Here is a 14737-nt window from a genome sequence, read left to right on the forward strand (position 1 = left end):
ATCTCGATCATGAGCTATTTAACAAGGGAACTAAAACCTTACTTTGAAAAGGGACTTGCACCACTTATAGACACAATAGCAAAGCTTAAGGTCCATCCCAACCTATTAACCGTTTTAGGTTTAGTCTTTGTATGCGTTGGCTCTTACCTGCTGTTTTTGGAAAGTCACCTTCTAAGTTTTTTTTTCTTATTGATTGGTGCCCTCTGTGATGCTTTGGATGGTGCGGTAGCAAGAAGGGGACAAAACGATAGTTCCTTTGGTGCCTTTATTGATTCTTTGACGGACAGATTTTCTGACGCTATACCTTTCGTAGCCATAGCTCTTTCCTCACAGGATAGAATTTTGACCTTCCTTTCAATTATGGCAATACTTCTTTCTTTCGGTGTGAGCTACGCAAGAGCAAGGGCTGAGGGCTTAGGCTACGAGCTGAAAGTGGGACTTTTTGAAAGGACTGAAAGGTGGATAGTTCTTCTAATTGGCATTCTTTTTGAAGAAATCTACTTAACCTTGGTGGTGCTTGTCATAGGCTCTTCAATAACTTTGTTTCAAAGGGTTTATACTTTTATGAAAATCTCAAGGAGGTAAAGCAATGATATCAAGGGAACTGATAGATACTATGAAAAATCTCGGAGTTTTTCCGGCGGTTCTTAGCACTGTAGATAAAGATGGGAATATACATCTTGTGTTTATCACCTGGGTCCATCCTGTAGACGACAGAACTTTAAGATTTGCCCTAAGCTCAAATGCAAAGAGTGCAAAAAACATACTGGAAACGGGAAGGGCTTCTTTGATGGTCTTTAACACAAACATGGCCCTTGCCCTATACGGAAGGGCAAAGATAGTATTGGAGAGAATAGAGGAGGTAAAGTTCCCTGTTTCGGTTTTTGAACTATCCTTAGAGAGAGTAGAGGATACCCTGTTTCCAGGTGGAACGGTAACTGGACCTATACCCTTTGCTCATACAGGCGATTTGGTAAAAGCTTCAGAACTGGATGAGCTGGTTTTATCTGCTTTGAGGAAATAGTCTAGAAGAAAACGCCTAAAACAAAGTGTATTCTGCTTTTGGATGTGTCCCCAGGCACTCTCTTTGTCTTAAAAGCCCAATCAAGCTTAATCGGAGCAAAAGGAGTTATGAATCTTATACCTATGCCGTATCCACCTCTCAAGTTTTCGGCCTTTAGTTCCTTTAATTCATTAAATCCAAGACCCGTATCGTAAAACACAGAACCGTAGAGTATGTTTTTATACAAGGGATAGTTTGCTTCTACGGACAGTAGAAACTGTTTCTTTGATCCTATCGGCTCCAAGGTGTTTGGGTCCAAGGGACCAGCGTATCCGTATTTGTAACCCCTGATTGTGAAGTCTCCGCCCACAAAGAACCGCTCATCCAAGGGTATGGTTTTTCCTCCGTAAGGTTCAACCATACCTAAGGAACCTCTGAAGTTGAAAACAAGACCTGTATCAAAGAGAGTGTCTTGGAGGAAGGTTTGATGGGATAGGGTTATCTTGTTAAATCTTTCCGTGCCTCCTGCAAAGGGTAAGGCAATTGTGTATCCAATCTCTGTTAGTGAGCCTTTTGTTGGGAAAAGATAATTATCCCTTGTATCTCTTGAAAGGCCAAAAATTAGCTTGCGGGACTGTCTTGTGCCTTCCTCTTGACGTATTATGGGCGATGCATTAGGAGAAATATCAGAATATTTCACAACCTGTGCGCTAATTCCCCCGCTTATCCTCCAGTACTCTCTAAACTCCCTTGAAAGTATCAAGTCTAAGCCTGTCCTTGAAACGGTATAGGTAGTGTATTCCAACCTTCTGTCGTATAAAGAACCACTTAAGTCTAGTGGTTGGTTTAAAAACCACTTTCTGGTGTAGGAAAGGGAATTGTCCTTTATTTTACCTCCAAAAGACATAGAAAATCCCGCAATGTCGCCCGTGCCCAAGAAGTTGCCCTTTCGGAGAGACAAAAATCCAGATACTCCACTCACTTGATTGTATCCAAGCCCTACGGAAAACTGTCCAGTAAACCTTTCCCTTATTTTTGCTTCTATGTCCCACCTATTCTTTTCGGATGGAGATAGGTCTATTTCCACGTCCTGATAGTATCCTAAGTTGAATATTCTCGTTCTTGACCTTTCCAGCTCTCTTTGGTTTATAAGGTCTCCCTCTTGGACTTTTAGCTCCCTTCTGATTACGTAATCCCTTGTTTCGTAGTTGCCCTTTACTTCTATCCTCCTCGCATACACAGGTTCCCCTTCGTAAATCCTTATAAGGACAAGCACTTCCCCTTTTTCATTATCTATCTGCTCTTGTTTATCAGAGCTAACGTTCAAAAAGCCTATCTGCGAGTACTTAGTCTTTATGTTTTTAAGCACACTATCTATTACAGCGTTTCTGTAAAAACTACCTTTATTTTTTTTCAAGGCATTCCCTAAAAGTTCTCTTTCAGAAAAATAAGTATTTCCCTCTATTTTTATTCCCTTTAGCTTGTATCTTTTCCCTTCTGTTATCTGTATTACCACTTTGTATTTGTTGTTCTCCTTTTTTATTTCGTAAGAAGTTTGCACTTCCAAAAAACCCTCAGATCTGTAGAATTCTTCAATTTTTCTGATGTCCTCTTTCAAGATTTCTTCACTGAATGGTGGTTTTAGCCTAAAGGCCAAAAGACTTGGTGGCTTTGTCTGCATGATACCCAATAGCTTACTCTTTTTAAAGCTTTTGTTTCCTTTTATTTCAATATCGCTTACGTATTCTGGCTCTCCCTCCACTATTTTATAAACCAGCTTTGATGCACCTTTCTTTGGCACAAGCTCATAAGAGACCTGCACATTTGTATATCCTTCCTTCTCATAAGCTTGGACTATTCTACTCTTTACGATTTCCATCTCCTCTCTGCTTAATACTCTCCCAAGCTTTAACCTCCTTTGCACTTCAACCTTTTCTTCTATGGCAGGTGAAGAAGTGTAGTCTCTTGTTAGCTCTTCTATGTCTATCTTTCCAACCTCAGTCTCTATTCCTATCCTTTTTTCCAACTCGTCCGCCTTTATCTTTCTGTTGCCCACAAATTCTATCTTGTATATCACTGGCAGATCCTTTACCTTATAAACGAGGATCACCTTGTCTCCAACCCTCTCTTCCTCCACCTCTATGCTATCAAAGAAGCCAGTTCTGTAAAGACGCCTTATATCTTCCCTTATGGCTGACGGATCGTAGGAAAAGCCTTCTTTGATTCTGATCAAGCCCCTTATGATCTCTTCTGGTACATACTTGGCCCCTTCTATCTCTATCCTTTCTATCGTCTGTGCATAAAGCCATCCAAAGCTAAGTAAAAGTGCTAATGCTACCTTACGCAATCTCTACTCTCCTTTCTCCAGATTTTACAAAACCCAAAATAAAGGCATCGGGTATTTCAGATAGAACCTTCTCAGCGTTCATCTGATCACTGATAAGAACGAAACCAACTCCCATGTTAAACACCCTAAACATTTCTTGTTTTTCTATATTACCAAGTTTTTGGATCCACTGAAAGATAGGATTTATTGGGATGTTTTTTTCTTCTACAACCGCCTTTGTTCCCTCCGGGAGGACTCTAACTACATTGCCAGGTATTCCACCGCCGGTTATGTGAGCCATCCCCTTTATTTGAATGCCTTTCTCAAGCAAAGTTTTAACTTCTTTCCAGTATATACGCGTGGGCTCAAGGAGGACCTCTCCCACCGTTTTGTTAAACTCTTCTAAATACGTCTCATAATCAATCCTTTTTAGTTCCAAGACCTTTCTCAAAAGGGAGTATCCGTTGCTGTGAAAGCCAGAGGAAGGCAGTCCAATTAAAACATCCCCCGGTTTTATATCCTTTCCTGTTATCAGTCTATCCTCTTCGCATACTCCTACACAAAAGCCCGCAAGGTCATAAACTCCCTCTGGGTAAAAACCGGGCATCTCTGCGGTCTCTCCTCCCACAAGGGGCATTTCAGAAAGCCTGCACCCTTCTATTATACCTTCTATAACTTTTTTTAGCACGTCCAGATCCAACTTCCCTGTAGCTATGTAGTCCATAAATCCTAACGGTTTTGCGCCGGAGGTTATAAGGTCGTTTACGTTCATTGCCACAAGGTCTATGCCCACGGTGTGATGGACGTTCATCTGTTGGGCAACTTTTAGCTTAGTTCCCACACCATCGGTAGTCATCATAATCACGGGCTTTTTGTATCCTTCAAGCAAAACACCACTGGCAAAACTGCCAAAGAGGATAGCTTGGGATTTAAGCTCTTTCGTTTTGTTTTTTATAAACTCTACAAAACTATCTGCCTTTTCTATATCCACACCAGCCTGTTTGTATGTTAGTCTATGCATTTAGGTAAAACTCCTCCAACACAGAGTATATAGGCCCTACAGAAGTTAAGGAACTTCTTATGATGGATATTCTATCCACAACATCCTCGCCAAAGTTTGTATTTTCGTATTTTTTCAAAAGAGCTTTCAGTTTTTTCTTGTCGTACTCCTTCATTCTGCAGATGGTTAAGTGGGGATGGAAGGGTTTGCTATCGGTTTTTATACCGAGCTTTCGATTAGTATGGTAAACATCTTTTGCTAAGGCTTTTAGTCCGTTTTCACCTTCTGAGACTCCAATCCAAAGCACCCTTGCTCTATCTAAATCCGGAAACACCCCCAAGGACTTATACTTTATCTTTATTTCCTTGTGCCTCTGGGACACTTCCTGAACACCCTTTATTATATCCATGACCTTTTCCTCTGGCACCTCTCCTATGAAGTGAAAAGTCATGTGATAATTCTGAGGCTCTACCCACTTGCCCTTTATAAAGTCATCCGCTTGCTCCTTTATTTTCTCCACATGCTCCTGAATGGCCTTAGTAGTAAAAAAGCCTACAAAGATTCTAACCACAGCCGGCTTACTATTATACTATTTTATTGCTGGGGACGTAGCTCAGCGGGAGAGCGCCTGCATCGCAAGCAGGAGGTCGGGGGTTCAAATCCCCTCGTCTCCACTTATATTTAATCCTATGGGCATATTTTCAGAAGACTTACTAAACCTTGGCAATCTTATAGATGTAGAGTTTGAGATAAAGGTGCCCGCTCCGCTTTTGAGTTCTACAGTAAAAGGTTTAAGCTTTGAATTGGCAGAAGGTTTAATGAGGGTAGGATTTAAAAAGAAAGGGCTGATATTTTCCAAAGATGTTCAGGTGCTTTTTAGAGAGGATCCCAAGGCTGTGAGGAACACGTCTAACGAAAGAAGCATAGGACTTTTGGTGGCTACTGACAAAAACTTGAAGGAAGTTCTTGAAAAAGGCGGGTTCTCACAAGAAGGGGATCACGTATTTATAAACCTTTTTGAGGCCATAAAAAACACAGAGGAGTATCTGAAAGTTCCCAAACAGTTCAGAGAAAGGATCATTCTAAGTAGATACAAACTTAAAGATGGTTTTGTCCAACTTTGGGCTAAGGTAAGCAAAGGTGTATAATTTTAGACATGTACTATTTGTTGCTTGCGCTATTTATATTAGTCGCAGTGCTACTTATCTTGGTCGTTTTGATGCAGAGGGGTAGGGGGGATGTGGGAAGCGCCTTTGGCGGTATGGGACAGGGTGTGTTTGGTCCTGGCGGTGTGGATACCATACTCACAAAGGCTACCTACTGGCTCGGTTTTATCCTTATGGGTTTAGCGTTGTTGATTGGGCTATTTCATCCTTCAAAAAAGGGGTCCCTTTTGGAAGATGAAAGTAAAAGACCTACTACTAACACCCAGCAAAGTTCCCCAAAGGGACAGGCAACTCCTTCTGGCACACCTTCTGAAGGTAAAACCCCCTGAACTTTATTTAAGGATGGATCAAGAAGTTTCAGAAAATTCTCTGGAAGAATATTGGAAAAGCTTAAGCAAGTTAGAAGAAGGTTATCCTTTACAGTATCTACTTGGGGAATGGGACTTTTACGGCAGGACTTTTAAACTTAAAGAGGGCGTCCTAATCCCGAGGCCAGAAACGGAGCTTCTGGTAGAGAAAACTTTAGAACTCTTAGACAAAAACAAAAAATACATAGGCTTAGAGATCGGCGTAGGTAGTGGATGTATAGCTATTACCTTGCTTTTGGAAAGGGAGAAGCTTTTTATGTATGGCACAGACATAAACCCAGATGCTTTGGAGATTTCCCAGTTAAATGCACAAATTCACGGAGTTTCCCACAGGCTTAAACTGCTTGAGGGGAAGGATTTTGAACCAGTAAAAAGTATGAAGTTTGACTTTATCGTTTCAAATCCACCTTACATACCAGAGCGCTATTGGGAAAGCTTTCCGAAGGCTTTAAAACTTGAAGGAAAGACTTCCCTAATAGGGGGCGAAAAAGGTTGGGAATTCTACGAGAGGTTTTCAAAGGAGGTGGGGGATCATCTGAAAGAAAATGGTTTTTTTGCCTTGGAGATAGGGCACGATCAAGGGGCTGTGATTGAGGAAATCTTTAAAGATTTTCAGCTTAAGATCTTTAAAGACTATACTGGTCAAGATAGGGTAGTGATAGGATGGAGGTGTTAGGACTAATAACCAGTGTGGTGTTTTTCATAATACTGGAGGGGCTTTTTGCGGGCTCTGAAATAGCTCTTGTAAAAACCGACAGAAGTAAAGTGTTGGCTCTTTACAGAAAGACAAAGTATGAGTTTTTAAAGGATTTTTACGATAACCCAGAGGATTACATAACCCTTACTATGCTTGGATACACGATCAGCATAGTTTTTGCTTCTACTCTATACACTCTTATAGTATTAAACTTGGCAAAGCGCTTTGAATTTCTTTCAGGGCTTGAGGTGCTTTTTTCTGCCACTCTTGTGATCTTCACCCTTATGTTTGGAGAGTTTATACCTAAGAGTCTCTTTCATAAGCATGCGGATAGAGTACTCATCCCCAGCGTGTGGATGCTGAGCAAACTAAAAAAAGTTTTATTGCCCATTCTTAAGATCGTTAGAGTTGTAAGTAAATACATAAGCAAAAAACTGGAGAAACTATCAAAGGAGAACATTTCCCGTAAAGACCTTTTGTCTATGATTGAAGACCTTTCAAAAGAAGAGGAAATTCAATTAGTAGTTAAGCTCCTTTCTGCAAAGGATACTCTTCTTTCTGAAGTGCTAAGACCTATCCACGAGGTAGTTATGATAAACGAAAACCTTACAGTCGAGCAGGCTGTAGCTGAGATAAAAAAGAGCGGCTACAAAAGGCTACCCGTATACAGAAGTAGGGTAGATGACATAATAGGTTACGTGGATCTTTTCGATTTAGTTCCGGTATACGGAAAGGGATTAAGCATAAGAGAGTTTATAAGACCTGTGGCGGTGTTTCCAGAGTTTGCTTCTGTGGAGCATGCTTTGAAAACCTTTACGAAAGCAAAGGAAGGTTTGGGAATAGTAGTGGATGAGCTGGGAGTTGTTTTAGGCATAATTACTGTTGATGATATATCTGCGTTCTTTATGGGCGGTTTGGGTACTGAAGAGCTTCAAGAGGACAGGGTTAAAGAGATAGAAAAGGATAAGTGGATAGTGGATGGAAGGCTGCAAATAGAAGATTTGGAGCGTCTTTTGTCTGCACCCCTTCCTGAAGGTCCTTACAGTACTGTAGCAGGACTGATTGCATACCAACTAAAAAGAGTTCCAAGCAAAGGAGAATCTATCAGCATAGGCCAGGTTAGGTTTAAAGTGGTTCAATCTAACGGAAAGAGAGTGCAAAAGGTTATGGTTGAGAAGGTTTCTTCTTAACCAAAAGGGACGCAACAACAGACAAGAACACTGCGCTGAATAATAAAAGCAAAGAAACAAACACAGGTATTTTGTAAAAGTCCGATATAAGCATTTTCACGCCTATAAAGCCAAGGATAAAGGAAAGCCCGTAGTGTAGAAAGTGAAAAAGGGGAAGTATGGCAGAGGCAGCAAAGTATAGAGACCTAAGTCCCAGTATGGCAAAGATGTTAGATGTGTATACTATAAATGGATCCTTTGAAATGGCCAGGATAGCCGGCACTGAGTCTATTGCAAACATAATGTCTGAGCTTTCTACAAAAAGAAGGGATAAGAAAAGGGGAGTGGAATACACTTTTCCCTTTTCTTTGATAAAAAACCTTCCATCGCTGTAATTTGGACTTAGAGGTATTATCCTCTTTGCCAGCTTGTAGACTACAGTTTCCTCCGGATGAAACTCCTTCTCCTCAGTTATCAAGAGCTTCACTGCAGAAGCAATTAGGATTATACCAAAGACGTATATTACCCAGTGAAAAAGTTTTATTAGCTCTATGCCTGCAAATATAAAAATGGCTCTGAAGATTATGGCCCCAAGCACACCCCAAAAGAGCACCTTGTGCCTGAACTCTTCGGGAACTTTAAAGTAAGAAAAGATCAGTATGAAAACAAATATGTTGTCTAAGCTTAAGGCTTTCTCCAAAGAGTAGCCAGTAATGTATTCCAAGAAGCTTTGGGGGCCTTTGTAGTAATACACATACACAGAAAAAGCCAATCCCACACCTATCCAGAAGGCAGAAAGTAGCAGGGACTCTTTTATGGAAATTTTGTGTGGGTTTTTATGAAAGACAAAAAGATCTAAAAACAGAGCAAGCAAAACAACAAATCCGAATATAATCCAACCCAACTCAATCATTTAAGGCTTTCCTTTATACGGTCTATTATTTTAACTGGTAGGGGGTCGTATCCGTATATATCAGCCAGATAAAAGCTTACCCAATCTTCCAAATAGGCAAGATACATAAGCCTTTCTTCCAAACTTTCACCTTTTCCTCGCAGAACTACCGGAGATAAACCAAGCTCTTTAAAGATCTTCTCCGTTATCTCTACCCTCTTTATAACCCTTGGATGGTCCTCTGGATCATGGAGTATTATAAAATGGCACAGGTTTCTGGCAATGGGATTATCTAAACCTACCACTTCGTTGTGATGAAGCTCTGGAAGGACTGCGGTATAACAGAGGGTCTTTGAGTTTTCGTTTATCTGAGTCTTCCATCTAAAGGCGATGGGCTCCGTTAGAGGTGTGCCGTAAACTATGGGAATGTAGTTCTGCAAAACCTGCGCTATGTTGTAAGCGGTTTCCTTTATCTCTTCTTTATTCTCATCCAAGTTCTTCCTTATCTTTTCCAAACTTCTACCAAAACCAAAAAGACTCATAACTGCAGAAAGCATAAAACCAAAGGCATAACGCGGCGCATAGCCAGGTGGCACAGAGACGAACCTAAACCCTTCCTTATCCGCTATCTCTTCTAGTTTTCCCCCAGAGCTGACGCATATTATGTTTAGTCTTCTTTGCATAGCCTCTTGCACAGTGCTTATAGTCTCTTCTGTGTTTCCACTGTAGCTTACCGCCACCAAAAGCCAATCTTGTTTTGCATAAGGTGGAAGCTCATAGCCGTGAAGTGAAACGACGGGAACCTCTGTCCCTCTCCTTTCCAACAAGAGCTTTAGCACGTCCCCCACTATTCCAGACCCCCCCATACCAGAAAAGACAATACCTTTGTAATCCTCTACGGATATAACATCCACATCGTATGTGCCAAACTGACTTGGCATTGCGTTCAGCCACTCTTTTGCTTTCATAAAACACCTCCCCTTTTATTTAATTTATAAGCCAAACACTACAGGTTTGCCTTTTTCTACCTTCATTGGTGTTTTGTGCCTCAAAAGGTTCAAGGAAAATTCCAGGTTGTTGTATAAGGTTATAGAATAGTTGTCCCAGAATACGCAAGTGCCCGCAAGGCAGAAGTAACCTCCGCTTGTAGGAGCTATCTGTTCTGCGATCAGTAGGGTATAGTGGCCCATGTTGGACACGGCGCTATCTTCCGCTCTTACCACCACCTTTGTGTCTGGCATTAAAGGCTTTATGGAAGCGCTGCAGGCAAGCATAATCTTTTCTACGTTTACTTCGTTTTTCTCATTTCTGTTATACCTTCTTATCTTTGAAGTAACCAAAAAGTATTTGTCTCCGTTGTGGTTGTTAACCTCGTCCGTTACTTCGTCTGGATTTAGCTCCATCCCAAACCTTCTGGCAAGGGTGTTGCAGGTGTCTGCGATGTGGTCCTCGTTCTTGTAATACCCTCCCAGTATGACCTTCTTTCCCAACTCCCAGACCCAGTTTTCTACCTCTTGGGCTTCTCTTTCTGTAAAGGGAATTTCAGGGTAGTTAAATACTATGGTGTCATACTCTTTAAGCCTTTCCCAACTATCCACCTCTTCTATGATTATGCCATTCTTTTCTGCTTCCCTTTGAAGTATAGAAAAGTAGTAGTGGTCCGTGATGGTGAATTCTTGGTGAGTAATGCTCCAAGCTACTTTAGTTTTCATGGAAAAGTATTTTAAAACATTTATATTTAAGCCCTATGAAAAGAAAGGTAGTTAGTCAGATAAATCTGCGAGAGGATAGATTGCCTCCTGGGCAAAAGTGGATCTCTGCGCCTATAGTTTATGACATTGTAGATGCTCTGCCAGATTGGGACCTTTCCGAGTATAGGTTCAAGGTGTGGGGACAGGTGAGCAAACCTTTAGAGCTTTCTTACGATGAGCTTTTGAGTTTGCCTGCAGTAGAGCTTGTGGCAGACTTTCACTGCGTTACCCGGTGGAGTGTAAAGGATATAGTCTGGGAAGGTGTGCAAACAAAAACTATTCTGAGTATGGTAGAACCTACTCAAGAGGCTAAGTTTGTTTTGGTCCATTGCTTGGAGGGATATACCACCAACATACCAATAGAATACCTTTTTGAAGAAGACAGTATATTAGCCTACAAAATGTATGGCAAACCCATTCCAAAAAGGCACGGCTTCCCTTTAAGGCTTGTGGTTCCCAAGCTCTATGCTTGGAAGAGTGCTAAGTACGTTTGGGGGCTTGAGATTCTTAAAGAAGACGTGCCAGGCTTTTGGGAAAGAAGAGGCTACAATATGAGAGGAGACCCTTGGAGAGAGGAAAGGTATTGGTAAGATTGAATGCCTTTTTATCTATGTGTGGTATTGCGTCCAGAAGAAAGGCAGACCAGCTTATTCTTGAAGGTAGGGTAAAAGTCAATGGCATAACAGTTAGAGAGTTTGGTTGGAGAATAGATCCTCAAAAGGATGTGGTAGAAGTAGACGGGAAGCCTGTAAAGCCTCAAAGGTATAGATACATAGCCCTTTACAAGCCTTGCTGTTATCTTACCGCTCTGGGCACATCAAAGGAAGGCAAAAGGACTATTCAAGAGCTCATAAAGGATATTCCAGAAAGGCTCTATCCTGCAGGAAGGCTTGACTACAACGCAGAAGGCCTTTTGATCCTTACCAACGATGGACAGCTAGCAAACAGGATAATGCACCCGCGCTACAAACTTCCGAAAACCTATCAAGTTTTGGTAAAGGGAAAGGTAAGTGCAGAAACCTTAGAATCTATGAAAAGGGGAGCAGAGCTGGAGGACGGTTTTGCAAAACCAGTTAGCGCTCGCATACTCAGATACGAGAAGGATAACACCCTTTTGGAAGTCGTCTTTACAGAAGGAAGAAAGCATATCGTAAAGAGATTTACCGCCCACTTTGGACACAAAGTTTTGAAACTCAGAAGGACCGCCATAGGACCGATAAAGCTTGGAAAGTTAAGCCCAGGAAAGTGGAGGGACCTTTCAAAAGAGGAAGTAATGGCTCTCAAAAAAGCTGTTAAAATGCTAAACTGATGGAAAGCGTGCTGAAGTTTTTATTTTTTGTGGTGGCTTTTGTGGTTTTCCTAAGGCTTGGTCTAAAGCTTTACGTGTTAAAAAAGGCAAAGACTAAGGAAGGTATGATGGTAGAAAGCCTTAGCGATGGCGTGCTTTACTTTTACTCTCAGAGGTGTGGAGCATGCAAAGCTATGGAACCTCATATAGAGGCCCTTGCTAAAGAGCTGGAGGTCAAAAAGCTTGATGTCTTCTCAGAAGAAGGGCAAAACCAAGCAAAGAAATTTGGAGTGATGGCCACACCTACCACTGTGCTTGTAAAGAACGGTAAAGTGCATAAGGTTTTTGTAGGCATAGTTAGCGCAGACAAAATCCTCAAAGAATTTAAGCTCTGATAATCCTACTTACCTTCTCTACCCCTTCCAACTCCTTTAGCGCTCCGATTACTTTGTTTAGATGCTCCAAACTGTTTAGCTCTACTACAAACTCCATCACCGCTTCGCCTGTTTGTAGGCTTTTAGTAACAGACTGAAGGATGTTTGCGTTTAGCCTTGCCAAAGTGGTAGCCACCTCTCCAAGAATGCCCACTCTGTCTTTTACCCACAGACGAAGTGGTACGCTGTATTTTTCTTTAGTGCTCGTCCAATTTACCTTTACCACCCTCTCTGGAAAGTGATTTTTGATGTGCTGCAGGTTTGGACAGTTGGCTAAGTGGATTATCAAACCCTTACCCTTTGAAACAACACCCAAGATTTCATCACCAGGTAGTGGATTACAGCACTTTGCTATTTGATACATGACCCTCTCTATTCCCTCTAATTGGACCTGTGTGCCACCGACTTTTTCTAACCTCTCCTTAGGTTCGGTCCTTCTCAAACCAAGTATTTGGTAAATTCTCTCCTTACTCAACTTACCACTTCCGATCATCAGATATACTTCTTCGTCTTTTTGTATGTCTTCGGCGTTTTTTATCTGGTTTAGCAAAACCTGCTTATCTATGTTTAACTTTTTGGATAAAAGGTCCAAAGTCTGTTTTCCATCTTCTATCCACTTTTCCTTTTCTAACTCCTTAAGGTAAGCCTTTATTCTGCTTTTTGCCTTTGACGTGATTACGAACTTTAGCCATTCTGGGTTTGGTTTTTTTGTGGGGCTGGTGATTATTTCCACCTGGTCTCCGTTTTGAAGCTTGTAGTCCAAAGGTACGATCCTTCCGTTTACCTTTGCCCCTGCACAGTGATTTCCTACGTCCGTGTGGATGTGATAGGCAAAATCCACCGGAGTGGCACCCTTTGGGAGTACTACAAGGTCTCCCTTAGGAGTGAATACGAAAACTTCTTCCGAAAAGAGCTCTAACTTTATGTTTTCTAAAACTTCCTGCGGGTTTTTGCTACCCTTTAGGTTCTCCACCAAACCTTTTAGCCAACTATAAACCGTATTGTCCTTTGGGTTGATAGCTTCTTTGTAAGCCCAGTGGGCTGCAACACCCTTTTCGGCTCTTTCGTGCATCTCCCAAGTTCTTATTTGCACTTCTACAACCTTCCCCTTTGGACCAAAGACCGCCGTATGCAAAGATTGATAAAGATTTGGTTTTGGCAAGGATATGTAATCGTCAAACTTTCCTGGAATGGGTGTAAAGATGTTGTGAATTATACCAAGCACCAAATAGCACTCCTCCACTGTATTGACGATAACACGAACGCCCAGGATATCATGCACGTCCTCTAACTTTATACCCTTTTTCAAGGTTTTTTGCCATATGCCATACAAATGCTTTGGTCTGTAGGTTATCTCCGCCTCAACGTTGTATTTTTTAAGAGCTTCCTTTAGCTTTGGGATGAAAGATCTTTTCAGATACTCTTCAAGTTTGCTTTTGTTTTCTTTCACAAACTCCTTGACCTTTTCATACTCCTTTGGATAGAGAAAACTAAAGCACAGGTCTTCAAGCTCTGTCTTTATACGCCAAATACCCAACCTGTTTGCCAAAGGTACGTATATTTCCATGGTTTCCTTTGCTATCCTTATCTGCTTTTCCTTTGGAAGGTGTTGAAGAGTTCTCATGTTGTGCAATCTGTCCGCAAGCTTTACCAACAAAACCCTTATGTCTTTTGCCGTTGCCAGAAGTAATTTCCTGTAATTTTCCACCCTTTCCGAGCTTACGTCCTTAAACTTGTACTTTCCTATTTTTGTCACACCATCCACTATGTTTGCCACTGTTTCCCCAAAGAGCTTTTTTATCTCTTCGTACGAAGTTTGCGTGTCTTCTAAAACATCATGGAGCAAGGCGGATATTATTGATTCTTTTCCTAAACCCATCTCTGCCACTATGATTGCCGCTTCCAGTGGATGGATCACGTAAGGCTCTCCAGAAGCCCTGTTCTGTCCCGCGTGCCTCTCTTCCAAAAATTCTATAGCCTTCAGAACCTCATCCCTGTCCTTTTCCTCTACCAAACTCAAGAGTTTTTCTACTTTTTTGGACAGAAGAGCCTGCATAGTTGAAAATTTAAGCTTTTAGGGTAGCTTTTCCAAAAAGAAGGTTTGATTGGTGTATATGCATATTTTGGAGGCTATCAGGAGAGACTCTTTCACTATCTCCTCTGCAGAAAGGTTGGTGTGCTTGTAGAGTGCCAAAGCACAAGCCCGAGCGTAATCTCCGCCGGAGCCTATGGCTATAACTGGCTCATCCGGTTCTATCACGTCCCCAGTTCCAGAAACCACAAAGATATTGTTTAGGTCTGCTGCCAAGAGCACCGCATCCAACCTTCTCAAAGCCCTATCCATCCTCCACTCCTTACCAAGTTCCACACAAGCCCTGAGCAAGTTACCCCTAAATTCCTCCAACTTATTCTCCAGCCTTTCCATCAAAGCAAGCCCGTCAGCCGCGGCTCCTGCAAAACCTACTATAACTTTGTTGTTGTATATCTTTCTAACCTTTCTCGCACCGTGCTTTAGCACAGAGGATCCCAAAGTTACCTGTCCATCCGAGCCCATAACGGTGTTGCCGTCTTTTCTGACTGCCAAAACTGTAGTCATAAATTCAAAGTATAAAACGGTTTTTGGATATAATAACTTATAACATT

Annotated in this window: 17 protein-coding genes and 1 tRNA gene; 10 read left to right on the top strand and 8 right to left on the bottom strand. The window is 41.7% G+C overall.

Annotated elements, in window-relative coordinates:
* The first annotated feature begins 9 nt into the window (after positions 1–9).
* Positions 10–585 carry a CDP-alcohol phosphatidyltransferase family protein gene (locus V7P40_RS01000; protein ID WP_333784102.1) on the top strand — a complete coding sequence of 192 codons (576 nt, stop codon included), beginning with the start codon at positions 10–12 and terminating at the stop codon, positions 583–585.
* Between the two features lie 4 nt (positions 586–589).
* On the top strand, positions 590–1024 hold the full coding sequence (locus V7P40_RS01005; protein ID WP_333784103.1) for a pyridoxamine 5'-phosphate oxidase family protein: 435 nt from the start codon (positions 590–592) through the stop codon (positions 1022–1024).
* A gap of 1 nt (position 1025) precedes the next feature.
* On the opposite strand, the gene bamA is transcribed toward V7P40_RS01005, so the two are convergent.
* The 3 genes from bamA to thpR are packed head-to-tail and all read right to left on the bottom strand — an operon-like array spanning position 1026 to position 4900.
* Positions 1026–3350: an outer membrane protein assembly factor BamA gene (gene bamA / locus V7P40_RS01010; RefSeq protein WP_333784104.1), complete on the bottom strand. Its 2325-nt coding sequence runs from the start codon at positions 3348–3350 to the stop codon at positions 1026–1028.
* Positions 3343–4350, bottom strand: coding sequence for a phosphoribosylformylglycinamidine cyclo-ligase (gene purM, locus V7P40_RS01015; RefSeq protein WP_333784105.1), 1008 nt, complete (start codon positions 4348–4350; stop codon positions 3343–3345). The genes bamA and purM overlap by 8 nt, the downstream gene beginning before the upstream one ends.
* Positions 4343–4900, bottom strand: a complete 558-nt coding sequence (thpR, locus tag V7P40_RS01020; RefSeq protein WP_333784106.1) for an RNA 2',3'-cyclic phosphodiesterase — start codon at positions 4898–4900, stop codon at positions 4343–4345. The genes purM and thpR overlap by 8 nt, the downstream gene beginning before the upstream one ends.
* Positions 4901–4931: 31 nt before the next feature.
* On the opposite strand from thpR, the gene V7P40_RS01025 reads away from it, so the two are divergent.
* The 5 genes from V7P40_RS01025 to V7P40_RS01045 all read left to right on the top strand — a co-directional run bounded on the left by V7P40_RS01025 (position 4932) and on the right by V7P40_RS01045 (position 7750).
* A tRNA-Ala gene (locus tag V7P40_RS01025) sits at positions 4932–5003 on the top strand.
* Positions 5004–5018: 15 nt separating this feature from the next.
* A complete protein-coding gene (locus V7P40_RS01030; protein WP_333784107.1) occupies positions 5019–5477 on the top strand; it encodes a hypothetical protein in 459 nt (152 codons plus the stop codon).
* Between the two features lie 8 nt (positions 5478–5485).
* Entirely contained in the window at positions 5486–5824 is a 339-nt protein-coding gene (gene secG, locus V7P40_RS01035) for a preprotein translocase subunit SecG (protein WP_333784108.1), read from the top strand.
* On the top strand, positions 5730–6539 hold the full coding sequence (gene prmC, locus V7P40_RS01040; RefSeq protein WP_333784109.1) for a peptide chain release factor N(5)-glutamine methyltransferase: 810 nt from the start codon (positions 5730–5732) through the stop codon (positions 6537–6539). Before secG ends, prmC begins: the two co-directional genes overlap by 95 nt.
* Positions 6527–7750, top strand: a complete 1224-nt coding sequence (locus V7P40_RS01045; RefSeq protein ID WP_333784110.1) for a hemolysin family protein — start codon at positions 6527–6529, stop codon at positions 7748–7750. Before prmC ends, V7P40_RS01045 begins: the two co-directional genes overlap by 13 nt.
* Here the strand turns inward: V7P40_RS01045 and V7P40_RS01050 are convergent.
* Genes V7P40_RS01050 through V7P40_RS01060 form a run of 3 tightly spaced genes read right to left on the bottom strand, consistent with a single transcriptional unit; the run spans position 7725 to position 10333 of the window.
* Positions 7725–8642, bottom strand: a complete 918-nt coding sequence (locus tag V7P40_RS01050) for a TerC family protein (RefSeq protein WP_333784111.1) — start codon at positions 8640–8642, stop codon at positions 7725–7727. The genes V7P40_RS01045 and V7P40_RS01050 overlap by 26 nt on opposite strands.
* Positions 8639–9589 carry a bifunctional phosphoglucose/phosphomannose isomerase gene (locus V7P40_RS01055; RefSeq protein WP_333784112.1) on the bottom strand — a complete coding sequence of 317 codons (951 nt, stop codon included), beginning with the start codon at positions 9587–9589 and terminating at the stop codon, positions 8639–8641. The genes V7P40_RS01050 and V7P40_RS01055 overlap by 4 nt, the downstream gene beginning before the upstream one ends.
* Positions 9590–9613: 24 nt before the next feature.
* A complete protein-coding gene (locus V7P40_RS01060) occupies positions 9614–10333 on the bottom strand; it encodes a hypothetical protein (RefSeq protein WP_333784113.1) in 720 nt (239 codons plus the stop codon).
* A gap of 35 nt (positions 10334–10368) precedes the next feature.
* On the opposite strand from V7P40_RS01060, the gene V7P40_RS01065 reads away from it, so the two are divergent.
* The 3 genes from V7P40_RS01065 to V7P40_RS01075 are packed head-to-tail and all read left to right on the top strand — an operon-like array spanning position 10369 to position 12055.
* On the top strand, positions 10369–10962 hold the full coding sequence (locus V7P40_RS01065; RefSeq protein WP_333784114.1) for a sulfite oxidase-like oxidoreductase: 594 nt from the start codon (positions 10369–10371) through the stop codon (positions 10960–10962).
* Positions 10938–11681 carry a pseudouridine synthase gene (locus V7P40_RS01070; protein WP_333784115.1) on the top strand — a complete coding sequence of 248 codons (744 nt, stop codon included), beginning with the start codon at positions 10938–10940 and terminating at the stop codon, positions 11679–11681. Before V7P40_RS01065 ends, V7P40_RS01070 begins: the two co-directional genes overlap by 25 nt.
* Positions 11681–12055: a thioredoxin family protein gene (locus V7P40_RS01075; RefSeq protein WP_333784116.1), complete on the top strand. Its 375-nt coding sequence runs from the start codon at positions 11681–11683 to the stop codon at positions 12053–12055. Before V7P40_RS01070 ends, V7P40_RS01075 begins: the two co-directional genes overlap by 1 nt.
* On the opposite strand, the gene V7P40_RS01080 is transcribed toward V7P40_RS01075, so the two are convergent.
* Together V7P40_RS01080 and hslV are read right to left on the bottom strand one after the other, a co-directional pair.
* A complete protein-coding gene (locus tag V7P40_RS01080; protein WP_333784117.1) occupies positions 12045–14150 on the bottom strand; it encodes a bifunctional (p)ppGpp synthetase/guanosine-3',5'-bis(diphosphate) 3'-pyrophosphohydrolase in 2106 nt (701 codons plus the stop codon). The genes V7P40_RS01075 and V7P40_RS01080 overlap by 11 nt on opposite strands.
* A gap of 18 nt (positions 14151–14168) precedes the next feature.
* Positions 14169–14690, bottom strand: a complete 522-nt coding sequence (gene hslV / locus V7P40_RS01085) for an ATP-dependent protease subunit HslV (RefSeq protein ID WP_333784118.1) — start codon at positions 14688–14690, stop codon at positions 14169–14171.
* Positions 14691–14737 lie beyond the last annotated feature (47 nt).

Source organism: Thermocrinis sp. (assembly GCF_036781485.1).
Lineage (GTDB): Bacteria > Aquificota > Aquificia > Aquificales > Aquificaceae > Thermocrinis.